The sequence below is a fragment of the Peribacillus sp. FSL R5-0717 genome, assembly GCF_038002945.1.
In the GTDB taxonomy this organism is placed as follows: Bacteria; Bacillota; Bacilli; order Bacillales; family DSM-1321; genus Peribacillus; species Peribacillus frigoritolerans.
The window spans coordinates 3,231,096-3,255,758 of record NZ_JBBOOF010000001.1 but is presented as its reverse complement, the minus strand read 5'-3'; the positions used below and the strand labels follow the sequence as shown (position 1 = coordinate 3,255,758).

Below are 24,663 nucleotides of genomic sequence, written 5' to 3'. Positions count from 1 at the left end.
CAAGCAATCTACTTATATGATCGACATCTCTTTTCCTACTTTTTCATAAATGGCCAATGCGCTATCCAACATCTCTTTTGTATGAGCCGCAGTAGGCATATTCCTCACTCTTCCTGTACCTTTTGGAACGGTAGGGAATACGATGGATTTAGCATACACACCTTCTTCATTCAGCCTCTTGCTGAATTGCTGCGTTTTTGCTTCATCACCTATAATGCAAGGCGTGATCGGTGTTTCACTCTCCCCGATATCAAACCCTATTTCTTTTAGGCCTTTTTTCAAGTAATCGCTATTTTCCCAAAGCTTATTTTGAAGTTCTGAGCTATTCATCAAAATATTGATGGCTTCTATGCTAGCTGCAACTGCTCCCGGTGTGGCAGCCGTTGAAAATAAAAATGGACGGCTTCTCACCTTTAACCAATCAATCAAATCTTTCTTTCCTGCTACATAGCCCCCCACAACACCAATGGCTTTGGATAATGTTCCAATTTGGAAATCCACTTTATCCGATAACCCAAAATGCTTAACCGTTCCTGCACCATTACCTAATACACCCGAACCATGCGCATCATCAACATACGTAATTAAGTCGAACTCTTCGGCAATCTTCACAATTTCAGGAAGTTTGGCTATATCCCCATCCATCGAGAACACTCCGTCGGTAATGATCATGATCTTGTTATACAATCCGGACTCCTTTGCTTGACGTGCTTTTGTCCGTAAATCATCCATGTCGGAATGGATAAAGGGAATGATTTTCGCCTTGGATAGTCGGCATCCATCAATGATTGAAGCATGATTCAGTTCATCTGAAAGAATGGCATCATTTTTATCCATCACTCCTGAAATCGCTGCCATATTACAGTTAAATCCAGATTGATAAGCAATGGCTGCTTCTGTATGCTTAAACTCGGCGAGCTTTTCTTCCAATTTGACATGAATATCTAACGTTCCGTTGATCGTACGAACGGCACCTGCACCGACACCATATGTTTTCGTCGCTTCTATGCAAGCCTCTATTAATCGTCTATCTGTTGCTAAACCTAAATAATTATTGGATGATAAATTAATTAGCTCCCTGCCCGCAATCGTGATAACCGGACCATTAGCACCTTCCACTGGATCAATAACGTTGTAAAGTCCCTTTTCTTTTAAATCTTCCAAATTTTCTTTCAAAAATTCATTTAATATTTCACTTGACATTTAATATACCCCCTTATTGATGGTTGGAATAAATGCAGGATTTTTTTATGTTTTACACCTATTTTAAAAATATTGTATTTTTTTCCTTTTTTCCAAAAATACACGTGTCTTCTCCAAAAATACACACAGTATTAGTGCAAATCCCTTTATACTAAGTGTTATAACAATCATAATAATGGATAATTTTAATGTTGTCCATATTGTGCGGACAAAAAAATTTGAATTTTTGTAGTTCTTACAATCAACATCCGCCTAAAACGCGTTTATATCAATGAAAATACGAAGAGAATTTCATCAATTTTCCAAGGCAAACGATGTTATATCTACTGGTTTTTTGGAGACCTTAACCATTAACCTAATTAAGGAGGGGTATAGTGAAAACGGAAGATGAAAAAACCTCAGAAGGCCTAAATGAGATTTTTGAGATTATCAATGCAAAAGGTGACATTGGAGAATTAAAAGAAATCATCCAAAAACCTGATGAACATACAAATGAAGACAAGTAAACCAAGGGGAGAAACCCTCTTTCAGTTTGTTGACAAAAGGAAGTTCAGAATGGTTCATTCCTGATCATGAACTGTTTTTGGGGCTTATTTCCCTCCCCAGGCAATCGCTTTCCTTGGTGGGCTTTGCGCCTGAGGGGTCGCTTTTTTAAGCAGGAGTCCCGTTCACCCGCTCCAATCAACTGGATTGTTTTTTAAAGATAAAAACCGCAGGCAAACCCGAGTTCTTCCAATTCGCCCATAGTCAGCAAGGGGATTAATTATCCTCTTTTTTGTCTGTTTTACATTGTACTAATGGACGCTTAAGTCCATTACAACAATACAAAATGAGCTGATGATCAGCTCGGATATTGTATTTAATCTCACGTCCAAAAAACAAAAAAGTCATGCAAAAGAATGGGATAAAGGGGCTAAGAATAAGGATTTTCCCTATTTCTCTTCCTTGTCCACAATCGATGCATAACTAACAAAACTACTCCTCTACTGCACTAATCCTATGACAATAATGCTCCCCATAAATCAGATTTCCATGTCCCACCGTTTCTTTTCGGTCTCCTTCATCTGTTTTTCCGATTTCTCGGGATGAAAGTACGGAATTTATGGTGGTCAGCCGGGATGATTTCGATCATCTTTTCTATCATATCTTCCGGATCGAATTGGTTTTTTAATCCCTTTTATTGCTTTTTCAGATCATCTGCTCTTGTAAAATTCCTTGCTGCCCTGTCGTTAAAACCGGTATTGTATGCTCCCGGATTGATGGTCGCAACCTGCACCCCAAACTCCTCCAGCTCATCCTTTAAGGTTAATGCCATTCCCTCGATGGCATGTTTGGTTGCTGCATACGGGCCGCCGTATGGTGTCGTTATGATCCCAGCCATTGAACTTAAGAACACGATTTTCCCTTTTCCTTTTTTGACCAGCTTTCTTCCAGCATACTGAACGGATTCTAGTGTAGCGAAAACATTCACTTCGAAGATCGCCCTGAATCGGTCCATCGGCATTTCTCCGAGCGGCCCTCCTTCATTGATCGCCGCATTTGCAACAAATACATCAAAGTCATGATTATCAATTCTTGCTCGATCACGTTCATTTGTAATATCCAATTTGAAGACTTCTATATCCAAGCCCCGTTCCCGCACCTCCCTCATAAGATCCGTTTTCTGGGAGGTGATTTCCGTTGTGGCAATTACACGATGCCCCTGCTTTGCTAACCCGAGTGCAGCACCTCTTCCAAGCCCGCTGCCCGCTCAAGTAATGAAAATTGTTTTACCATCTTTCATTCCTCCTATCAAGCTTCTCTATGTCTCTTCTTCCCATAAAAGAATGGTATAAACCATTTAAAATGGTCTGCCTATATGCGTGTTTATCCGTTCTTTTAAAAGGGGAAAAAAACTATTTCAAGTTTATTCCTGCATCTATATTCAAGTTAAGTGCATAATTAACAAGAAGAGATATTCAGAGAAATAAAGGAGAAATGGCCAAGCATGATAAAAATATCACGATTGCCGGCAGCGGCGTTTTAGGAAGTCAGATCGCATTTTCAAACTGCATTCAAAGGGTTCAACGTGTCAGTTTATGACATCAATAATGAAGCATTAGAACGTGCAAAAGATAGGATCATTAATTTGAAGCCATACTAAAGAAGACATAGGAGCTACAGAGGAAAATCTTAATACTGCTTATGCCCGCATATCTTTCCACAGTGATTTATCTGCGGCAGTTGCCAAAGCTGACCTTGTGATTGAAGCGATTCCGGAAGTGATTCAAATCAAAACGGATTTTTACACAGAGTTAGGAAAAGTCGCTCCTGAAAAAACCATTTTCGCTACAAACTCTTCTACATTATTACCAAGCCAATTTGCCGAAGCGACAGGCCGCCCAAAAAAATTTCTGGCTTTACACTTCGCTAATGAAATCTGGAAAAACAATACCGCAGAAATCATGAAACATCCTGGAACGGATAATGAAGTGTTCGAGGAAGTGATTGAATTTGCAAAAGCGATTGGAATGGTTCCTTTGCCTTTACATAAAGAGCAGCCAGGCTATATATTGAATTCCTTATTGGTTCCTCTTTTGGATGCTGCCCAAATGCTCTTATTAAAAGGAGTGGCTGATACGGAGACCATCGATAAAACTTGGATGGTCGCAACAGGAGCACCTCTTGGACCTTTCGCCATTTTAGATGTGGTAGGAATCAATACCGCTTATAATATTTCACTAGCAAAAGCGAAAGCGACAGGTGATCCAGAAGTTGAAAAGCTGGCTAACTTATTGAAAACGGAGTATATCGATAAAGGGAAAATCGGAAGAGAAGCAGGAGAAGGCTTCTATAAATATCCTAACCCCAATTTCGCAAAACCAGACTTTTTAAGAGGCTAATGAACTTGTATTTAATATGCAGAGGGTGTCCTGGGGGTGCCTTCTGTTTTTAAATTATTTCTCACTTCCTAATGTCTTCGAATAGAAAAAGACCCTGAAATCGGAAAAGTACTTTTCACGAAATCAAGGCCTAAATATCATGATGTACACGATAAAAACAGTACCGAACCCTTATCCCCTATATCTCAAAGTTAATCCTTTTAAGAAATTCCTGGCGTATCGATCTCCGCACTCTTTATAATTCCTATGACCCACTTTTCTTAATATAGCACTTAATTCCCCTTTGGTTATCATGACTCCTGCTTCTTCCAAAATATCAATCATATCCTCACTGGTTAATGATAATGCTATTTTCAGTTTCTTCAGAAGGATATTATTTACACTTTCCTTATGCTTTACAGCCGGTGCCTGACTTTGAGGCTGACCAGGTTTTGGCTCTTGTCTCCCTCTTTTAAAAATGATCAAACCATTTAAAAAGGACTCTAGCATCATGTTATTGCAGTTTACCCCATCATCAGCTTCATCCAAATCATCATATTCTTCATATTCATCATAATAATCATCTTTTGGTTTTGTGAGCATCTGCATGACTTCTTCCATTGTCACTTCGATCTCCCCAAGTTTAAATATCTCAACCATATCTTTATTTTTAATATCCAACGCATATCTTAATCGAATTAATATATCATGATTATGCATCCAAAACCCTCCTATGTATTTCTCGATTTTCACAGTACTTTCATTATTTCACAAATGGTTGGAAATAAACGCAGATTAAAATCCGGGAACCTTTTACAGATTCCCGGATCACTCTGCTTATTCTTTAATCAGCTTCAATGAGGTTACTACTTCCACATGGCTCGTTTGCGGGAACATGTCCACGGGCTGCATGGCCTCCACTCGATATGATGAGCCCAGTTCTTGTAAGTCCTTCGCCAATGTGGACGGGTTGCATGATACGTACACTATGGTTTTCGGTTTAACTTTCAAGATTGTCTGCAGTAAAGATTGGTCACAGCCGGATCTTGGCGGGTCGACGACCAGTACGTCCGGTTTCCAGCCTTCTTTGGTCCAGCGTGGAAGGATATTCTCGGCTTTGCCTGTTTCATAGTATACATTGTTGCGTTTATGTTTTTTGGCATTTTTCTTGGCGTCCTCAATGGATTCTTTGATGACGTCCATTCCTCTGACTTCCTTGGCGTTTTCAGATAGCCATAGCCCAATGGTTCCAACACCGCAATAAGCGTCAACCACTTTTTCCGTGCCGGTTAAGGCTGCTGCTTTTTTCACTTCATCATATAAGCGAACAGTTTGAACCGGGTTAAGCTGGAAGAATGTACGGGCCGATAGTTCGTATGATAGGTCACCCAATGTTTCGTTGATGACTTTTTCGCCTGCCAGGTGAATCGTTTTTTCGCCAAAGATCAGTGATGTGTCCCGGTTGTTGATGTTTTGTACGACCGATTTCACTTCTGGCAATTGGTCACGAATTTGTTTTAGCAACTGATCTTTTTGTGGAATTTCCTCCGCTCCCGTAACAAGGACAACCTGGACTTCACCTGTTTCAAATCCTACCCGTGTAATGACAGTACGGATGACACCTTTTCTTTTTCTTTCGTTATAAATCGAGATATTGAGGTTCTTCAGTATCTTTTTCACTGTACGTGTTACCTTATTCGTTGCCTTATGCTGTACAAGGCAATTCGGGATATCGATCAGTGTATGGGAATTCATTCCATAAAGGCCTGCAATCAACTTGCCATCTTTTTGGCCGACTTGGTACTGACTTTTATTGCGATAATTCCAAGGATCTTCCATGCCGATCGTTTCTTTTATATTTAATGAAGAAACTGGGAATTTTGAATGACGTTCCATCGCTTGAATGACGATATCGCGTTTTTCAACAAGCTGCTGGTCATAGCTCAAATGCTGCAACTGACAACCGCCGCATTCAGCGTAAACCGGACATGGCGCAGCAATGCGATGCGGTGATTCTTTACGGATGGTTTTTATTTTCGCCTCGGTGAAGTTTGGCTGAACCTTTGTAACCAAAGCTACAATTTCCTCACCAGGTAATGCTCCTGGGACGAAGACGACTTTCTTTTTGAAATAACCGACTCCCTCTCCGTTAATTCCCAGCCGTTTAATCGTAAGGGGAAGGGTTTGATTCACTTCTAGTTTTGTATCTTGAATATTTGTCATTTCTTTTCACTCCGTTTTTCAATGCTTCTCCACAAATAGAGGGAAGCGTAGCTTAGATATGGAGCCCATTTCACACTATAGGACTCCATTTCTTCTTGGGTTGGCTTTTGCGGTAAGCCATATAATATTTTCAAGGCATTTTGAATGCCAATGTCGGCTTTAGGAAATAGGTTCGGCCGGCCAAGTCCAAAAAGCAGGAAGTTTTCAGCCGTCCATCTACCGATACCGCGTATTTTTATTAGTGTATCCATAACCTCTTGATCGGATAGCTTTTCCATTATATCAAGGTTGAGATGGCCCTGAATGATCTGCTCGGAAAGTCCGATGACGTATTCCGCTTTCCGGCCACTGAATTGAATGGCTCTCAATTGCTCGATTTGTAGTTGGGCGGTTGTTTCCGGTGTCGGATAAAACCAGGCGCCTTCCATCTGGAAGCCAAAGGTTTTTACGAATCGTTCCGTGAGCGTATGGGCAAAAGATAAGTTCAATTGCTGATGTATGATGCATTTCACGAGGCAACTGTAGTAATCGAAGTCCAAGACGATGGCAGTACCGCGGTGCTCTTCGAAGATTTCCCGCAAATCGGATTCCCGGAAGTGCCGGGAAACGCCTTCCAATGGCTCATGCCAATGAAAAACCTTTTTTAACCGTTCGATTGCTTTTGACTTGTACACCTCTGATTGACCTTTGATGATAAAAGATGGTTCATCGATATTTCCTATTGCCTGAACCTGCAAAACGATCGGTTCTTTTTCTATATATAGCGGAACTTTTACCGTCCTGTTAGTAAAATCAACTACCTGAAGTGGGTCCAACGATAATCGTTCGAGAACAAGATCGAAATTATAGGGTCCTTGAACCTGTAATTTTTCTGTCCACACAAGCGATCCATCCTTTAGCAGTTTTCCACGTATTATAGCATGTTTCCTGAAATATTACTTGAAATTGAGAAGAATGGATAAAAGCGGGACCTGAAATATCACGACAGGACCCGCTTCTCATTTTAATAAAGCATTCGGCTCGGCAACTGTTTCTCAATCATTAATTCATCAAGGCTACCAAAAGTGTACCCCTGTTTTTCAAGATCCGTCAGAATCGAGTCCAATGCTTCCGCATTATCCTTCGATACGGTATGCAATAATAAAATCGCGCCGGGATGAATCTGCTTAAGCACTTCATCATGTGCAAAAGCGGCACCCTTTTGTTGATCTACAATCCAGTCCCTATATGCCAGTGACCAGAAGATGTGGTAATACCCTTCTTTTTTTGCGACCCTCATTGTTCTCTCATTAAATACGCCACGAGGCGGCCTTAAATAGTTCATTCCCTTTTGCCCCGTTAATTTTTCCGTTGCTTCTTTTACCCGCTCAAGCTCGGTGCGGATCACATCGTCCGTCACGCTGGTCATATCCGGATGGTTCCATGAATGGTTTCCTACGATATGCCCCTCATTGGCCATACGGACAACAAGCTCAGGTGCCGTTTTTAAGTAATGACCCGTGACAAAAAAAGCCCCAGGAGCACCATGTTTCTTCAGAACATCTAAAATCTGGGCCGTATAGCCATTTTCATAACCGTTATCAAAGGTTAAATAAACGACTTTTTTCTTTGTATCCCCCTTATAAATCGCTTCATATTCAGGCAGCATTTCATTGAATTTTTTTCCGGCATCGGCAGGTGTACCATTTTTCCCTTTATTGAATCCCCAATTATAGGATTCTGCAAAAGCTGGACTGGCCAAAGAGCATATCAAGCATATAAAAGCGGATAAAATCACCATTTTTTTCATTGGAACATCCCCCATGTCTTTTTTCTTATTGTTTGGAACATGGAGATTTATATGCATGATATTGTGAAGGTCGAATTCCCTCCGCAAATCAAAAAAAGGCCGTTCCTCCGAAAAGGATAGGCCTCCATGTTCTGTTTATCCTTTAAATAGCGCTTGTGCCGCCTTCCAAATAATGGCGATAGCGAAAATGAGAACGATTACAATTCCGACTACGTCAAGGAATGTTTCAAGACCGGAGAAAATCGTGTTTGCCACAGGAAGTTGGATGAAAGCAAAACCAGTTATCATGGCGAAAAAGAATAAGATGTAGTTATTCTGCATGAAAATCCCTCCTTTCTCTTCTAATGTATGTGCGACCATTCCAAAAGATTGTACTTTTCTGAGGTAATTTTCGCCTTTTTTTTCATATACATGTACCAAGGGGGGAATGTAATGCTGGAATGGGTTATCACTCTTGGCTTTGTTGGTTGTCTTGGTTTAAGTGGTGGAGTGTTTGTTCATTTTGTGAAAAGCGGATTGAATTTGGAGGATCCATCAAGGATCGATCCACTGCCGGAAATCAAAGAGTAAGATATGCAAAAGACGCTCAACCTTTTGGTGAGCGTCTTTTGCGAAACATTTATTTAAATACCGGTTCTTTGAATTGTGCCAATTTTTCCAATGAAGATTGCTGAACGTCTTTATGCAGGCTGTTTCCATGTGAATCCATGGTAACTACTGCAGTGAAACCTTCAACATTCAGATGCCACATTGCTTCTGGAATACCAAATTCAGTGAAGTTCACACCCTCGACAGATTTGATGCAGTCTGCATAATATTGAGCAGCCCCGCCGATTGCATTTAGATAAACGCCGCCGTGTTCACTTAATGCCTCTAGTGTTTTTGGACCCATTCCGCCTTTACCGATAACTGCACGGATGCCGAATCGCTTCATGATATCGCCTTGGTATGGTTCTTCACGAATACTTGTTGTTGGTCCGGCGGCCTTCACATGCCATTTGCCCTCTTCATCCTTCAGCATAACTGGTCCACAGTGATAGATGATTTGTCCATCCAGGTCGATTGGTGCAGGATTTTCAGATAAGTGCTTGTGGATGGCGTCACGGCCTGTATACATTCTGCCGTTAATATGAACTACGTCACCCACTTTTAATTCACGGATTTGTTCTTCCGTGATTGGTGCTTGCAGGGTGATTTCACGGGAAGCTTCAACGTCCGATTCTGCAGCGGCTGCCACTTCATCCTTCGCTGCTTTTTCTGCTTCCAGAGCAAAGTCGATTTTCTCGCCTTCTTGATACAACCACTCATTGATTTCGCCTGTTTCAGGATTGACTTTCACTCCTAAACGGCGGAACGCCCAGCAGTTGTAAGCAACGGATACGAAAAAGCTTGCCGGAATACGGTGCATGACACCGATTTTACATCCAAGCAGTGTAGTTTCGCCGCCAAAGCCCATCGTGCCGATGCCCAATTCATTGGCAGTCTTCATGATGTAATCTTCAAGTTGACGAAGATCTTCATTCGGATTCACATCTTCATTACTGCGGAAAAGTTGAGCCTTAGCCAGATCATATCCGGATGAACGGTCCCCTCCGATACCCACGCCGATGAAGCCGGCACTGCAGCCTTGTCCTTGTGCTTGGTAGACAGAGTGAAGGATACATTTACGGATTCCGTCCAAATCACGGCCCGCTTTTCCCAATCCTTCAAGTTCCATAGGCAGACTGTATTGGATGTTTTTATTTTCACAGCCTCCGCCTTTTAAGATGAGACGAACATCAATATAGTCTTTTTCCCATTGATCGAATTTAATGACAGGTAGACCTTCCCCAAGGTTATCCCCGCTATTTTCACCCGATAAAGAATCAACTGCGTTTGGACGAAGTTTTCCGCCTTTTGTCGCTAAAATGATTGCATTTCGAATTGCTTTTTTTATTTCAAGTTGGTTCACGCCAACTGGAGTTTTTATTTTGAAAGTCGGCAGACCAGTATCCTGGCAAATCGGTGATACATTGTCGTCGGCCATTGTAATATTATTCGTGATGGTGGTCAGGCTCAATGCAGAACGAGTACCTGCATTTTCACGTTGTTTTGCACTTTTGACCGCACGACGAACATCCTTTGGAAGATTCGTTGAAGTTTCAACGATAAGACTGTACATACTTTCTTGGAATTTTTGAATATCCAAATTTCTCTTCCCCCTCTTATTTCCCCTAGATTAGATTTAATCATTTCCCTGCTTCTCTATAAATAGTGAATGATTCACACCCGTTTTATTATACATCTAACATAATCTTTCGAAAACAAGTAATTATTTTTCTTAATGAACAGCAATTTAGAGAGAAATGGGTAAAGCGCCAGAAATAGCCCATATGTTAAATTTCATCACCAAACATTTCCATCAAAAAAGGACGACGAAGTTTCTCGTCATCCCTTCATGAATATTAACATTGAAAAAATCATACTATCGAAACAGATATTAGTCTTCGCGGGTTTTGAATTGTTCCACTTTGCCTTCCAAATCATCTATCATGCCGATTAAACGGTCTATATCTTCCAACTCCGTATTTTCCGGTTCGATATGATCAAGAACTTCCATGAACATCGTGAGGCGTTCTTTTAAGTATGTTAATTGTTCGTTTTTACCTGTAATGGATTTTCCCATGAGGCACTCTCCTTCCGTTCTTCTTTCATCGTAACGAAATCTGCTTGAAAGTGCAATGGCAAGCTATAAATGCAGCTCTCCGCCATTTGACAATTTTTGTCCCCATTGTTCATAATGGGTTAGTGCATTATTACGTAAGGAGTTTTAAATATGTCAATAATCAAGCAAGATCTTTTAACACCAATTACACCCAAGTATGATCCTTGGGAAGCATATATGGACGTTGAACAATATGGAAAACTCAGCCTTACCAATGTGGAGTTCACCACCACCACCCTTTGCAATATGCGTTGTGAGCATTGTGCCGTCGGTTACACACTCCAGCCCAAGGACCCGGATGCACTGCCTCTGGAATTACTGATCCAGCGCCTTGATGAGATCCCTTTGCTTCGCTCGCTCAGCATTACTGGTGGGGAACCGATGCTTTCAAGAAAACAAGTGAAGAATTATGTTTTGCCTCTATTGAAATATGCCCGTAGTCGCGGGGTCCGGACACAAATCAATTCCAATTTGACCCTTGACTTGGAACGGTATGAGGAAATCATTCCTTATTTGGATGTTCTTCACATTTCCCATAATTGGGGAACGATCGATGAATTCATTGATATCGGCTTTGCCATGATGGACCGAAAACCATCCCGGGAACAGCGAAAGAAATTATTTGATAAAATGATCGAAAATTCCCGTGCCCTGACAAAGGCTGGTGTACTGGTATCTGCGGAAACGATGCTTAATAAACGTACATTGCCTCATCTTGAGCATATACACAGGCAGATCGTCGATGAAATGGGATGTCAAAGGCATGAAATTCATCCGATGTATCCAAGCGATTTCGCTTCGGCACTTGAAACTTTATCACTGGACAAAATGCGTGAAGCGATTCATCATTTGCTTGATATCCGAGATGAAAATGTTTGGATGCTTTTCGGTACCCTGCCATTTTATCCTTGCAATAACAGTATAGAGGATATTAAGCTGCTTCAACGCCTTTATGGTTCACATAAAGTGACTGTGCGAAATGATCCTGATGGACGATCACGTTTGAACATCAATATTTTCACCGGGGAAGTGATCGTGACCGATTTTGGGGACGCGCCTACATTAGGGAATATCAAAGATCAGCCCTTGACCGAATCCTATGAAACATGGATGAATTCGAAACTGGCCAATGAATTGAATTGCCACTGCCCGGCAGTCAAATGTCTAGGCCCGAATGTACTCGTCAAAAATGCATACTACCCGAAAGAGGACTTCAGGATCAGGAAGTCAACCATATGAAGAAAAACTCGCCAATCCGGCGAGTTTTTCAATTTACCTGGGTTGCTGTGAGACTGTAAAACTGAAGGAAACATGGTCCTGAACCGGTATCCATGCACCGATGCCTTGGGAAGTGATGTTCTTTATCGTAATGGTTCTTTTATTTCCTTTTAGGTTTAAATACACTTCCCCATATGTGACCTTGCCTTTTTCATTTACGGCGGAAGCAAAACTGGATAAGTAACCAATCCTATTTGACGCAACATTGTATACTTGATCTTTTTTCGTACCAGCTCCAATGATCGTTTCAAAAGCCAAAGGCAAATTCGTTTTCTCGGTGGCTTTTAACAGCATCATCTTTTGAACATCCTCAGCCTTAGGAATTTTCGCCGTCAGACCGCCACTCACTGCCTTCTGACTTTCCTGGACATAACGGATCTTATATGGAACTTCACCGCCGCGATTATCATAGTAATTCGTATTGATTTTTTGGTATTCCCAGTTTGGTGCCGTTTCCGAAGACTCATAATTCAAGGCCCAATGACCAAGGTATATGGTCGCCCTGTATCCAAAAGCAAGCGGGGCCTTTGCAATTGCGGATTCATTCAACATTTGGATAAGTTCTGGATTTTCAATCTTGATATCCGACGATTCGATCAATTGTTCGGCAAGATTACTTGGCTGCAGCATCGGAAGATCCTGGGTCGGGTTCGGATACGTATTCTCCTTTGCAATATTCAATACGGAAGGAGGAATATTCACCTTGTTCGGATTTGCTTTGACTTCTGGTATATCTGCTGCAAAACTTACATTCGCCTGTATGAAGGCAATTAGGGCAATCATCGTAATAAGAATAGTTCTTCTCATGCTGTCGCACTCCTTTTGAGGGGTTCAATCATTTGTTTATAGATTTTGTTTTTAGCTAACATTCTATACATTTCATTCAGATTTCAACTTTGTAATGAATTTGTAAGGTTCAGAATATTTACTTTTCTTTTCAAATCGGTTATACTTAATTTACATTATAAAAAGGAGGCGAAATCGTTCATACCTATTAAACCTTCAGGAGGTATGCTTATCGAACAATCCATGACACCCTTTTAAAGGATGACAGAAAACGAATTCGCCAATACTTAAATCTGATGTAAAAGGATGGTGTGACACTCTAGAATATTTTCTCAACTTTTACAAAAGCATGATGAAAAATTTTGGAATAACTTATGAATGGTAATTTACTAATATAGAAATGACTCTGCTAAATCTAACCTGAGCAGAGTCATTTTTATTTTATTAAAAGAAAGACCTTCCACATCGGAAGGCCTGCATTCTTATAATAAATAAAATCCAATTCCCATAATGAAGTAAGCGGCCAATAAGGTAAGGCCTTCAAACCAGTTCGTTTCCCCGTCATTGGAAATCATGATCATCAAGAAGACTGCTGTAACCATGGAAATCAGTTCTGGCAGTGTGAAGACGAGCGGCATATGCGTTGGATACATTAACGAAATAAGTACGAGTACAGGAGCTACGAACATCGCTACTTGAAGCGTGGAACCGACGGCTATCTCCACTGCGACATCCATTTTGTTTTTATAGGCCATTATGACGGCGGACGCATGCTCTGCCGCGTTACCCACGATTGCAACGATAATGACACCGATGAATAACTCAGACCATCCGAAGGTTTCCCCCACTTCGCTGAACGTATGGACAAGTTTTTCCGATACGTACGCAACGGCCAATGTAGCGGCAGCAAGTATTATAATTGCCTTTTTCCTGCTCCACTCCGGTACTTCCTCCTCATGTTCCTCGGTTTTCTCCGTATGCTGATATACCCCGCGGTGAGTAACCAACTTAAAGAATAATGCAGCAAGATATAATAAGATCAATATAATGGAAATTCCTACACTTAACGACATCGTGCTTGATTCACTCATGTCTTGTGTGAATACTTCCGGTATGACAAAGGCTACAATAACCGCAAAAATCAATAGACCGGCATTATGCCTCGCATCGAATACATTAAACTTCTGCCGTTTGTATTTAGTCCCTCCGACAAAGAATGAAAGACCTGCCACCAACAATAAGTTCCCTAATACGGAACCTGTCAAAGAAGCCAACACGACCCCCACAAGCCCCGCCTTTAATGAAAAGATGGATATGATCAATTCCACTGCATTCCCAAAGGTTGCATTCAAAAGACCGCCAATCCTTGGTCCCATGACGATCGCTAAGCTTTCAGTCGCCCGGCCCATGAAGCCTGCAAGCGCGACGATGGTTAAGCAATAAACGATGAACATGATCACACTCGGCCAATGCAATAATGACCCGATGACTGATATAGGGACGCCCAGCAGGACAAGCCCCAAAAATATTTTATTCACGATACTTCTCCTCACAATCCTATAGTTCTTTTTATGTAACAAAAACTATCATACAAAATCTTCGGTCGAAGACAAAGGAAAATTTTATCATCTTCTCTCTTCTTGTCAATATTTACCCAAATTTCTATTGCTTAATCCTCTTCCTAAGATGTAACATCAAGAAGGTATACATTTCTTAGGAGACTTGATTTTATGAATAATAAATTGCTTTTTAGCGTTTTAATCTTAATTGTCGGCATATCGGGGTTTTCTCAAGGGATGCTTCTGCCGATCATTGCCATCATTTTTGAAAATGACGGACTTAGTTCATCCCTGAACGGGTTTCATGCAGCCTCGCTTTATATTGGAATTCTGTTGATTTCCCCTTTTATGGAAGCACCGCTCCGTAAATACGGCTATAAGCCATTGATCATATTTGGCGGGATAACGGTCATTCTATCGCTTGCCTTATTTCCTGTTTGGAAATCATTCTGGTTTTGGTTTGTCCTTCGTTTCTTCATTGGTATCGGGGATCATACACTTCACTTCGCTACCCAGACATGGATCACTGCCATTTCACCAATAAAGAAGCGCGGAAGGAATCTTGCCATTTATGGACTTTTCTTCAGTCTTGGCTTCATGGTAGGCCCGCTGATGACGAAGCTTCTCGAGATTAATCAATCTTTGCCTTTCATCATCACATCCATACTTAGCCTTCTCGCCTGGTCTGCTGTTTTCCTTATTAGAAATGAACTTCCTGAACAGGATGATTCTGAAAGCACATCATTCCTGGGCACACTCCAAAGGTTTACGAAAGTAAGCCGCATAGCCTGGGTCGCATTTTTACTTCCGTTCACATTTGGCGTGCTTGAGGCATCATTGAATAGCAATTTCCCTGTATTCGCCCTGCGCTCCGGAATCGATTTAACGGCAGTTTCCATCATCATTCCGGCATTTTCCGCAGGGACCCTGCTTACCCAGATTCCCTTAGGGATGATCAGTGACCGTTTTGGCCGGCGAAAGACCTTGCTGACGATCCTTTTTTCAGGGTTTGCGATATTCACGCTTGCAGGGATTTATTCCGATTCAGTGCTTGGTCTATTCATCTGCTTTATGTTTGGCGGAATGATGGTTGGTTCGACTTTCTCGCTGGGAATCAGTTATATGGCAGATCTTTTGCCTCGAAACCTATTACCTGCAGGAAATTTATTATGCAGTATTTTCTTTAGTCTCGGCAGCATCGGCGGTCCATTTTTTGGCGGCCTGGTCATTGAACATATCAAAGGCGGGAATTTTTTCTACATGATCAGCATCATGCTTATCCTTGTCTTCATTTCATTGGCCATGTTTAAGGAGAAAATGCCTGCTTCAGTTATGTAATATAGTTTATTATCTGGACTACTTCTTTTATTATTCAATTTGAACGGATTTATCAAGAGTGCCTGTATATTGGAGATTCGATACTTTATATTTTTTACTAGATTAGAATCATTCTTCTTTATTTTTGAATAGGATATGTGGTAATATAATATTAACAAAAGGGACATCACCTTAATAAACCTTTGAAAACATTGCTGTCATCGCAATTACGGTGGCAGCTTTCATATTTTATCCAGAGAAATGACGTTGATTATCTTTCTCAATTAGATATAAAGGAAATGATAATCTATATCATTTACACAAAATAGAGAAGAATGTGGGAGGGAATCTTATGACTACAGATACTAAACATTTAACCCAACCGGCTACATGCAAAACCACTTGGTTGGAAAAAGCAAAACCTCACTTAGAACTTATTGCTGCATTATTCAGCGGTTTATTAATAGTTTTGGGCTGGGCCCTTTCAAAGAACGGAATGGAGTCCGCTTCCATCGTCATTTACTTAGCCTCTTTCTTGATTGGCGGATATGCCAAGGCAAAAGAAGGCATAGAAGATACGATTGCCGACCGGGAGTTGAATGTTGAGATGCTGATGATTTTTGCGGCCATCGGTTCTGCGGTCATCGGATATTGGACGGAAGGTGCCATATTGATTTTCATCTTCGCTTTAAGCGGTGCCCTTGAGACATACACGATGAATAAGAGCCATAAAGAAATTTCGGCACTTATGGACTTACAGCCTGAAGAAGCACTGCGCGTAACTAACGGATATGAAGAAACCGTGTCCGTTTCCCAACTGCATGTCGGGGATCTGATTTTAGTGAAACCAGGAGAAAGAGTTCCTTCAGATGGAAAAATCACGGACGGACGTACCAATATCGATGAAGCCGCCATTACTGGCGAATCCATACCAGTCAGTAAATCATTGGATGATGAAGTTTTCGCTGGAACGGTTAATCTCCGTGGTACGATTACCGTGGAAATCACCAAACCGGCAAGTGAAACTTTATTTCAAAAAATAATCACTCTCGTTCAATCCGCACAAAGTGAAAAGTCGCCTTCCCAGCTGTTCATTGAACGGTTTGAAGGAACATATGTAAAAGTGGTATTGACGGTCGTCGGTTTGATGATGTTCGTACCCCATTTCCTATTGGAGTGGAGCTGGACTGAAACATTCTACAGAGCGATGATCCTGCTCGTTGTCGCTTCTCCTTGCGCCCTTGTGGCCTCTATTATGCCTGCTACACTTTCAGCCATTTCAAATGGTGCTCGTCATGGCATTTTGTTTAAAGGCGGCATCCATCTTGAGAATCTAGGTAACCTGCAGGCAATTGCTTTGGATAAAACCGGTACATTGACAAAAGGAAAACCAGAGGTAACGGATGTCATTATCCGCGAAGATTTAAACGAGGAAGATTTCTTATTTCACATTGCATCTGTTGAAAATTATTCGAACCACCCTTTGGCAACTTCGATCGTTCGTTATGCCAAAACGAAATTGCAAAGAGATATCATTAAACCGGTTAACATGGAAGATATCTCCGGTAATGGGGTTCAAGCATACATCAATGGCGTGCTTTGGCAAGTCGGAAAAGCTGATTTCGTCGGTCGCAGTGAAGCAGAACGATTCCAAAATGGCATTTCGCTGACATTGGCTGAACAAGGTAAGACAATCGTGTATGCTAAAGATGATCACGGAATTGCCGGTATACTCACTTTGAAAGATGTCGTGCGTGATGAAACCGTAACAGCCATCGAAGCTTTGAGGAATGAGGGCATCCATACCGTCATGCTGACAGGCGATGGTGAAAAAACGGCTAAAGCGATTGCCTCGGAGAGCCATATTGATGCATATATTGCCGAATGCCTGCCAGAAACGAAAGTGACTGAAGTGAAAAAGCTTAAAGAACATTTTGGCACTGTAGCGATGGTTGGGGATGGAATCAATGATGCACCTGCTCTGGCAACAGCATCTGTTGGAATTGCCATGGGTGAAGGAACGGATGTTGCCTTGGAAACAGCGGATGTCGTTCTGATGAAGAATGACCTGCCGCGCATCGCGGAAGCAGTCAAATTATCCAAGAAGATGAATCGGATCATCAAACAAAACGTCATCTTTTCCATTTCGGTCATCATGATCCTGATAGCATCCAATTTCCTTCAATTCCTGGACCTCCCATATGGCGTCATTGGCCATGAAGGAAGCACAATCCTCGTTATACTGAACAGCTTAAGACTTTTGAGAAACTAAACCATGAAAAAGGAGCCATCCAAGGCTCCCTTTTTTTATGTTCATTTAATGATATCCGTTCTTACCGTTTGCAGAACCTGATGTTTTATGGTTCGATCCTTTATTTTTTCCTTTTTGTTTTGTGCCGCCATCCTTTTTACTCATGAAAGAACTCCTCCTCTTTTAAAGTGGTCATTTCTTGAATAGTATCCGCAGCATGATAATCCGCTATTACGGAAACTCCAGGAAGCTCATGCACATTCTGGCTTTTTCCTTTCACTAATGAGCGCATTTATTTCCCCGCCCAGTATAATTATGAGACCCGATAAATAAAACCAGACCATTAATACGATTATTCCTCCAAGACTTCCATATGTTGCGGAATAATTAGCGAAGTTCTCCACATAAAATGAAAACAAAAAAGAAGCGAGGCTCCATCCTGCCGTTGCAAAGATTGCACCAGGCAGTACGGTTATGCACTTTAGCTTAATGTTGGGCGCAATCCAATAAAGGATGGTGAACACAATTAAAAATACAAGCGTACTGACCACCCAGCGAAGTTGGTTCCAAATCGTAAGAAACTCATCGGATTGTCCAATTTCGGCAAATAGGAACACTCCAATCTGTTTTCCGAATACCGGCAGCAATAAAACGACAATAAAAACAAAAATCATCGCTAAAGTGAGAAGAATCGACATTCCCCGGGAAATAAAGAAAGTTCGACTTTCTTTTACACCATATGCATGGTTAAATGCTTTAATGATTGCATTCATCCCATTCGATGCCGACCATATCGTTCCTATGACACCAAACGACAATAAAGTCCCATTCGCTTCCAACACTTCCGATAGGTTAGCTTCAATAATTTTCATCGAATCGTCAGGTGCATATGTACGGACGGTATTTAATATATCTTCTTGTGAAAATGGCAGATAGGCCAATAAAGTGAATAAAAAAATAAGCAACGGAAACAGGGAAAGTAAGAAGAAATAAGACAGCTGTGCGGCAAGCCCCGACACATCATCGACCTGTAACCGTTTTACCAAAGTCTTGAAGAATGAGCCTTTCAGCCATTCTTTTTTAGTGGCCATACCCCCACCCCATTTTCTAATTTAAGGAAATTCGTTCGTGGTTTCTAGAAGACGGCTCTTCTTCCTCTGCAGTAAAAACTTCCTTCGTCTCCATCACCACTTGGGCAACTTGTGATGGAATATCTTTCATTTCCTCAACCTTTTGGGAAATGAAGGATACATCTTCGGAAATTTTTTCAACAGTGGAACGGACCTTGGATGATGTTTCACGCACTTGTGTAAGCACCCCATTGGGATTCTTCACGAATTCCTTCATATTACTCATGCAGCTTTTGCTGTTTTCCAATACAGAATAACGCGTTTGCTTGTCAAAAAGGCTTATTGCCGCCCCAGCTAACGCCCCAATAAAGACCGCTTGCATAAACTTACTTTTCTTGGCACACTTATATTCTTCTCGAATGTTGCTCATATATTCTCCTCCTCGGCATATATTAGTTGATGGATAATGGTAGCTCTCTCCATTATACAATGTTTAAAAAAGTTTTTTCCTATCTTTTCCCAAACTCTCTCACTTTAAAACGCAAAGATCACCAAGATTATCGGGGTCAAGCTTCATATCCCACCCGAATACTCATTGACTTCCAGCGGTAATCATGCAAAGATGAAAATAATTTAGGAACGTATGAAAGGATGAAGGAAATGGATTTAACGCAAAACACAGCCGAAAGTGTCGAGTTTATGATCGAGGCAATCAAGGATAAATTAAAAGTAATGAACTTCGGTGCAATCAAATCAACTCATTTTGATATTGAAATGTACGAAGAACTGCACGATATTTATACAATGGTGATGAAAAAAACGAATTTCAGTGTCCGTGAAATGGAAGCGATCGCTGAAGAACTTGGAAGACTGCGTAATAAGTAACATTCAAATCCTCCCCTACCGGTGAGGATTTTTTTCATTTTCAAAAAAATTCTGCTACATTTGATATAGAAATTGAAAACGGACAGGAGTTGTAGGCATGGTAGAAAGAAGAAAGCCCATCAGCATCGCAGAAGCAGTGGAAAAAGTGATGAAGCATAAATTAACGGGACATGTGGAACTGATACCCCTCGAGGACAGCCAAGACCGCTTTTTAGCTCAGGATATTGTAGCTACAAATGATGTTCCACATTTTAACCGCTCCCCATATGATGGATTCGCCCTCAGGTCCAAGGATACTTCTGAAGGTTCCATAAATAACCCCCTCGAGTTCGAAGTGGTGGAAGAGTTGGCTGCGGGTATGGTATCGACTATTCCCGTTCAAAAAAATCAAGTGGCAAGAATCATGACTGGAGCCCAAATGCCAGCTGAGTGTGATGCCGTAATCATGCTTGAACTTACGAAGGAATTCGAAAAGGACGGAAAGAAGTACATATCATTTAAACGCTCACTTAAGGAAGGCGAAAACGTTTCTTTTCAAGGCGAGGATGCAAAGAAAGGCGATGTTCTTGTAAAAAAAGGAACAGCGATCAATCCAGGGATCGTCGGCTTGCTGGCAACATTCGGTTATGCCGAAGTGCCAGTTGCCAGGAAGCCTGTCGTCGGATTATTCGCTACGGGATCGGAACTGCTTGATGTTCATGAACCGTTGCAGCCTGGGAAAATCCGCAACAGCAACTCACATGCCATCTGCGCCCAAATTCGGAGGGCCGGGGGGGAAGTCCGTTTTTATGGAAAGCTTAAGGACGAATTCGAATTAAGCTACGAGGCCATTTCAACTGCGTTGGAGGAAGTGGATCTGCTCATTACAACAGGAGGAGTTTCTGTCGGTGATTTTGACCTTCTCCCGGATATTTATCAAAAGATTGGCGCTGATGTATTATTCAACAAAGTGGCCATGCGCCCCGGCAGCGTGACGACCGTAGCGGTATATAATGACAAATTTTTATTCGGTTTATCCGGCAATCCATCCGCCAGTTATGTCGGCTTTGAACTATTTGCAAGACCGATCATCCGCACCATGCTGTTTTCGAAATATCCGCATTTAAGAAAAGAGACGGCCCAATTGGCAGAGGACTTCTTAAAACCCAATCCATTCTCACGTCTGCTTCGCACCCGATTATTTTACGAATCCGGCCAGTTGAAGGTAATTCCAAGCGGTGTGGATAAATCGAATATTACAACAAGCTTGGCAGGTGCCAATTCACTGACCGTCTTACCTGGGGGGACACGTGGTTTCCAAACGGGAGACTTCGTGGACATCCTGCTCCTCGATGATCAGGAAGGTTCCAAATGGCCTTGGTGAAGCCCTTTATTTTTCAGGTGGTCGGCTACCAAAATAGAGGAAAAACGACCTTCATAACGAATTTAATCAAAAAGCTGCGCGAAGCAAAATTAGAGACAGCCGTTTTAAAACATCATGGACATGGCGGAAAACCAGATGTTACAGGCACGAAGGATTCCAATAAACACTTTCTTGCTGGGGCGGCCGCTTCACTTGTTGAAGGAGATGGAACAATCGAGCTGCTCGGCAAATTCAGGGCGAGCGCCCCTATCACTGAGCTGATTCAATTACTGTGTCTATTTCTCCCTGATGTGATTTTAATTGAAGGGTATAAGCAAGAGGATTTTCCCAAGGTCATTTTAATCAAGGAAGAAAGTGACCTCCCGTTATTGGAACGGCTTACCAATGTCAAGGCAGCGGTGGCTTGGCCCGAATGTCTTGAGCGAACCAGGAATCATGCTTCAGTACCTGTCTTCCCTTTGGATTCGGATCAATTCATTACATGGTTTTTAGAACAAATATGAAGGAGTGGGACAATGTTCATTCAATTCCCCATAGAAAAACGCCGTAAAATGATTGAAAGTATCCAAGAATATGTTTATCAGGAACATGGGAAGGAAATCGGTGAAATTGCTGCTGAAAATCACTTGCAGTACATTTTCGAAAATATCGCTCCCTTTATTTACAATGAAGGGATCAAAGATGCTAAAAAAGTCATGGAGAACAGATTAGGAAATATCGAAGAGGATTTGTATTCATTGGAACGCCCCATTGATTAAAATGAAAAACAGCATCATAATCGATGCTGTTTTTTAATGTTCACTGTTCGGTTAGAATCAACGGACCGTTTTTCGTTATGGCAATCGTATGCTCATATTGAGCCGAGTATTTCCCATCTGCTGTGGATGCCGTCCATCCATTCGGATTCCGGCTTGCTTTATATGTACCTACGTTTACCATTGGCTCGATGGTGAATACCATTCCTTCCTTAAGACGCGGACCTTTATTCGGCAGTCCATAATGCGGAACCTGAGGCTCTTCATGAATGACATTCCCTATCCCGTGTCCGATGAAATCACGAACGACAGAGAAGCCTTCCGCTTCGACATATGTTTGTATGGCATGACCTATATCTCCAATCCGATTGCCTTCCACACATACTTCAATTGCCTTATATAAAGATTCCTTCGTCACATTCACTAAATGTTCGGTTTCCTTTGAAACCTTACCGACCGTATACGTCCAAGCAGAGTCAGCAAGGGCCCCATTATAATTGACGACCATATCAATCGTTACGATATCTCCGTTTTTCAAAGGGGTCTTACGAGGGAAACCATGACAGATTTCTTCATTTATGCTGGCACATGTCGCATACTCATACCCTTTGTAACCCTTTTGTTCCGGCTTCGCACCATGTTTTTTTAAAAATCCTTCAACAAATTCTTCTATTTCCCATGTTGTCACACCAGGAACAATCAACTTTGCAATCTCCCTATGACAAGCTGCCAAAATTTTACCCGATTCATGCATCGCTTGAATTTCACGTGCAGATTTTAATACGATCAATCGTGACACTTCCTTTTTTATTCGTCTCTCCTTTTATTTTACTGCAAAGATTGAAGTATATGAATCCTTTAAAATGAAAAATCCCGGCAGCCGCCGGGATTTTTCATTATTTCAATAGATTGAGCGATTCCCGGTTAAATGCCGGTAGATCTTCAGGAGTCCTGCTGGTTACAAGCTGGTTGCCGCAAACCACAACCTCTTTGTCCAAATATGTGGCACCTGCATACTCCATATCGACTTTAATGGATGTATACCCTGTTGCTTGGCGTCCTTCAAGTGTTTTGGCCGTAATCAGCAACTGCGGTCCATGACAGATCGCAAATACAGGCTTTTTATCATCCATGAACGATTTTGCGAAAGATACGAAGCGTTCGTCAGCACGCAGTTGATCAGGCGAGAATCCACCGGGGATGAATAACGCATCGAAACTTTCCGGTTTCACCGAGTCGATGCTTTCATCAATCTCGACTTCCACCTCCCCTTGTTTCCCTTTAACCGTTTTCCCTTTCACCATTTCAATCGTCGTTACCTTATGGCCAGCTTCTTCAAATGCTTTTGCCGGTTCACTATACTCCGAGTCCTCAAACATATTCGTTACTACACATGCGATTTTTTTACCCATAATCATTCATCTCCTCAATTTTTGAATCGAATGAACCTACTTTGCACTTTATTTATGTTCCCTCTGACACGATAAATAAAACACATAATTAATAGTTGACCCTTTGTCCATGAGTAAAATACCGCGAATCAATGTTTAGGATACTGGCCAACAACGTGTATTGCATTGATGATTCTTTTATTGATCCATTTCCTGTTTTAGGCATAAGGAACCAGCCATGATTCATCGATATGCTCTTCATGCCTTTGTTTCTTTTTGCGCCTAGCCATCATCTCTCACATCGCCTTCCAACCACTTTTTACGTTCTCCAGCAGGCAAATATGATGTTAATTTCTGTTCGATCGTTCTCGGCGCTTCCCCTTCGATGATCGATAAAATCCCTTCAATCATCATTTCTTTGATCCTGACTTCCTGCTGCGATTTCCGTTTGAGCTTATTGGCAAATGGATGCCATAACACATACCCCGTGTAAATCCCCATCAAGGTCGCGACGAACGCTGCAGATATGGCATGTCCCAATGCCTCTGTGTCAGCCATATTCCCCAATGCAGCAATCAGCCCGATTACGGCACCCAATACGCCAAGCGTCGGTGCGTATGTACCGGCTTGACTGAAAATCGCCGCCGCACTTAAATGACGTTCTTCCATCGCGTCTCTTTCTCCTGCTAAAATATCACGAATATAATCGGCACTCTGACCTTCGACTGCAAGGTTCAAGCCATTTTTCAAAAAGCCATTATCCACCTGATCCGAAATGCTTTCCAAGGCCAATAAGCCTTCCTTCCTGGCAATGACCGCCCATTCCGAAAAGGTCTTTATTTAATTCTTCCGGCTTTGTCAATTTTTGTTCAAAGAATAAAATCTTGAATATTTTTGGCAGTCTTTTTAATTCCGACAAAGGGAAAGCCGTTACGATAGCAGCTATCGTCCCTACAATGATGATCAAAATAGCCGCCGGATTAATCAGCGCCGTTACACTAACACCTTTCAACACCATTCCGACTAAGATGGCCACAATACCAAGAACTACGCCCAAAACTGATGTTATATCCATAATACTCACCCATTCATTTAAAGTCTCGTCTCCTCCTTATATCGGATGAAGTTCAAAAAAAGTGAGGATTATTTTACTATTCAATTTCAATTTTCATTAAATCATCACAAAATCCACCACCTTATTGCCTGCATGAGCTTATCAACAGCACAA

General features: G+C 41.6%; 23 protein-coding genes and 3 pseudogenes. 10 read left to right on the top strand and 16 right to left on the bottom strand.

Annotated elements, in window-relative coordinates:
• Nucleotides 1-12: 12 nt before the first annotated feature.
• Nucleotides 13-1,203: a glycine C-acetyltransferase gene (locus NYE65_RS15800; protein WP_098864650.1), complete on the bottom strand. Its 1,191-nt coding sequence runs from the start codon at nt 1,201-1,203 to the stop codon at nt 13-15.
• 374 nt (nt 1,204-1,577) lie between these two features.
• Between NYE65_RS15800 and NYE65_RS15795 the strand changes: the two genes are divergently transcribed.
• Nucleotides 1,578-1,709: a hypothetical protein gene (locus NYE65_RS15795; RefSeq protein WP_340861214.1), complete on the top strand. Its 132-nt coding sequence runs from the start codon at nt 1,578-1,580 to the stop codon at nt 1,707-1,709.
• Between the two features lie 516 nt (nt 1,710-2,225).
• Here NYE65_RS15795 and NYE65_RS15790 read toward each other — a convergent pair.
• Nucleotides 2,226-2,986, bottom strand: a pseudogene (locus tag NYE65_RS15790) (SDR family oxidoreductase).
• 194 nt (nt 2,987-3,180) lie between these two features.
• Between NYE65_RS15790 and NYE65_RS15785 the strand changes: the two are divergent.
• Nucleotides 3,181-4,085, top strand: a pseudogene (locus NYE65_RS15785) (3-hydroxyacyl-CoA dehydrogenase).
• Between the two features lie 171 nt (nt 4,086-4,256).
• Here the strand turns inward: NYE65_RS15785 and NYE65_RS15780 are convergent.
• The 5 genes from NYE65_RS15780 to NYE65_RS15760 all read right to left on the bottom strand — a co-directional run bounded on the left by NYE65_RS15780 (nt 4,257) and on the right by NYE65_RS15760 (nt 8,397).
• Nucleotides 4,257-4,784, bottom strand: a complete 528-nt coding sequence (locus NYE65_RS15780) for a YehS family protein (protein ID WP_034305651.1) — start codon at nt 4,782-4,784, stop codon at nt 4,257-4,259.
• A gap of 117 nt (nt 4,785-4,901) precedes the next feature.
• On the bottom strand, nt 4,902-6,287 hold the full coding sequence (rlmD, locus tag NYE65_RS15775; RefSeq protein WP_057278632.1) for a 23S rRNA (uracil(1939)-C(5))-methyltransferase RlmD: 1,386 nt from the start codon (nt 6,285-6,287) through the stop codon (nt 4,902-4,904).
• Nucleotides 6,284-7,168, bottom strand: a complete 885-nt coding sequence (locus tag NYE65_RS15770; protein WP_106027551.1) for a DNA-3-methyladenine glycosylase family protein — start codon at nt 7,166-7,168, stop codon at nt 6,284-6,286. Before NYE65_RS15770 ends, rlmD begins: the two co-directional genes overlap by 4 nt.
• A gap of 122 nt (nt 7,169-7,290) precedes the next feature.
• The gene (pdaA, locus tag NYE65_RS15765) at nt 7,291-8,076 is read right to left on the bottom strand and encodes a delta-lactam-biosynthetic de-N-acetylase (RefSeq protein WP_445670418.1); all 786 of its coding nucleotides are present in this window, start codon (nt 8,074-8,076) and stop codon (nt 7,291-7,293) included.
• A gap of 135 nt (nt 8,077-8,211) precedes the next feature.
• Nucleotides 8,212-8,397, bottom strand: coding sequence for a hypothetical protein (locus NYE65_RS15760; RefSeq protein ID WP_034306471.1), 186 nt, complete (start codon nt 8,395-8,397; stop codon nt 8,212-8,214).
• 111 nt (nt 8,398-8,508) lie between these two features.
• Between NYE65_RS15760 and NYE65_RS15755 the strand changes: the two genes are divergently transcribed.
• Nucleotides 8,509-8,646 (top strand): hypothetical protein, encoded by a 138-nt coding sequence (locus tag NYE65_RS15755; protein ID WP_340861213.1) that lies wholly within the window; start codon nt 8,509-8,511, stop codon nt 8,644-8,646.
• Nucleotides 8,647-8,695: 49 nt separating this feature from the next.
• Here NYE65_RS15755 and NYE65_RS15750 read toward each other — a convergent pair whose 3' ends face one another.
• A complete protein-coding gene (locus NYE65_RS15750; RefSeq protein ID WP_034305659.1) occupies nt 8,696-10,264 on the bottom strand; it encodes a fumarate hydratase in 1,569 nt (522 codons plus the stop codon).
• A gap of 291 nt (nt 10,265-10,555) precedes the next feature.
• Entirely contained in the window at nt 10,556-10,741 is a 186-nt protein-coding gene (locus NYE65_RS15745) for an SE1561 family protein (protein ID WP_034305661.1), read from the bottom strand.
• Nucleotides 10,742-10,891: 150 nt separating this feature from the next.
• Here NYE65_RS15745 and yfkAB point away from each other — a divergent pair, with 150 nt between their 5' ends.
• On the top strand, nt 10,892-12,019 hold the full coding sequence (gene yfkAB, locus NYE65_RS15740) for a radical SAM/CxCxxxxC motif protein YfkAB (protein WP_057278629.1): 1,128 nt from the start codon (nt 10,892-10,894) through the stop codon (nt 12,017-12,019).
• 33 nt (nt 12,020-12,052) lie between these two features.
• Here yfkAB and NYE65_RS15735 read toward each other — a convergent pair whose 3' ends face one another.
• Together NYE65_RS15735 and cax are read right to left on the bottom strand one after the other, a co-directional pair.
• A complete protein-coding gene (locus NYE65_RS15735) occupies nt 12,053-12,865 on the bottom strand; it encodes a YfkD famly protein (protein ID WP_034305665.1) in 813 nt (270 codons plus the stop codon).
• A gap of 461 nt (nt 12,866-13,326) precedes the next feature.
• Nucleotides 13,327-14,385, bottom strand: coding sequence for a calcium/proton exchanger (gene cax / locus NYE65_RS15730; protein WP_262869818.1), 1,059 nt, complete (start codon nt 14,383-14,385; stop codon nt 13,327-13,329).
• Nucleotides 14,386-14,574: 189 nt separating this feature from the next.
• On the opposite strand from cax, the gene NYE65_RS15725 reads away from it, so the two are divergent.
• Nucleotides 14,575-15,741, top strand: coding sequence for an MFS transporter (locus NYE65_RS15725; protein ID WP_340861212.1), 1,167 nt, complete (start codon nt 14,575-14,577; stop codon nt 15,739-15,741).
• Between the two features lie 331 nt (nt 15,742-16,072).
• On the top strand, nt 16,073-17,992 hold the full coding sequence (locus NYE65_RS15720) for a heavy metal translocating P-type ATPase (protein ID WP_328130042.1): 1,920 nt from the start codon (nt 16,073-16,075) through the stop codon (nt 17,990-17,992).
• Between the two features lie 230 nt (nt 17,993-18,222).
• Here NYE65_RS15720 and NYE65_RS15715 read toward each other — a convergent pair whose 3' ends face one another.
• Complete coding sequence (locus tag NYE65_RS15715) at nt 18,223-19,062, bottom strand: YihY/virulence factor BrkB family protein (RefSeq protein ID WP_340861211.1); 840 nt, start codon at nt 19,060-19,062, stop codon at nt 18,223-18,225.
• A gap of 16 nt (nt 19,063-19,078) precedes the next feature.
• Entirely contained in the window at nt 19,079-19,471 is a 393-nt protein-coding gene (locus NYE65_RS15710) for a hypothetical protein (RefSeq protein WP_106027547.1), read from the bottom strand.
• A 230-nt stretch (nt 19,472-19,701) separates the two neighbouring features.
• Between NYE65_RS15710 and NYE65_RS15705 the strand changes: the two genes are divergently transcribed.
• The 4 genes from NYE65_RS15705 (at nt 19,702) to NYE65_RS15690 (ending at nt 22,047) form a co-directional block, all read left to right on the top strand.
• Nucleotides 19,702-19,926 (top strand): DUF1128 domain-containing protein, encoded by a 225-nt coding sequence (locus NYE65_RS15705; protein WP_034305672.1) that lies wholly within the window; start codon nt 19,702-19,704, stop codon nt 19,924-19,926.
• 97 nt (nt 19,927-20,023) lie between these two features.
• Nucleotides 20,024-21,289 (top strand): molybdopterin molybdotransferase MoeA, encoded by a 1,266-nt coding sequence (locus NYE65_RS15700; RefSeq protein WP_340861210.1) that lies wholly within the window; start codon nt 20,024-20,026, stop codon nt 21,287-21,289.
• Entirely contained in the window at nt 21,277-21,792 is a 516-nt protein-coding gene (mobB, locus tag NYE65_RS15695) for a molybdopterin-guanine dinucleotide biosynthesis protein B (RefSeq protein ID WP_340861209.1), read from the top strand. Before NYE65_RS15700 ends, mobB begins: the two co-directional genes overlap by 13 nt.
• 12 nt (nt 21,793-21,804) lie before the next feature.
• Entirely contained in the window at nt 21,805-22,047 is a 243-nt protein-coding gene (locus tag NYE65_RS15690) for a DUF2164 domain-containing protein (RefSeq protein WP_053533693.1), read from the top strand.
• A 40-nt stretch (nt 22,048-22,087) separates the two neighbouring features.
• On the opposite strand, the gene map is transcribed toward NYE65_RS15690, so the two are convergent.
• From map to motA, 3 genes and pseudogenes are all read right to left on the bottom strand, one after another.
• Nucleotides 22,088-22,834 (bottom strand): type I methionyl aminopeptidase, encoded by a 747-nt coding sequence (gene map, locus NYE65_RS15685; RefSeq protein WP_034305678.1) that lies wholly within the window; start codon nt 22,832-22,834, stop codon nt 22,088-22,090.
• A gap of 106 nt (nt 22,835-22,940) precedes the next feature.
• The gene (locus tag NYE65_RS15680) at nt 22,941-23,456 is read right to left on the bottom strand and encodes a type 1 glutamine amidotransferase domain-containing protein (RefSeq protein WP_340861208.1); all 516 of its coding nucleotides are present in this window, start codon (nt 23,454-23,456) and stop codon (nt 22,941-22,943) included.
• A gap of 261 nt (nt 23,457-23,717) precedes the next feature.
• Nucleotides 23,718-24,510, bottom strand: a pseudogene (motA, locus tag NYE65_RS15675) (flagellar motor stator protein MotA).
• Between the last annotated feature and the right edge of the window lie 153 nt (nt 24,511-24,663).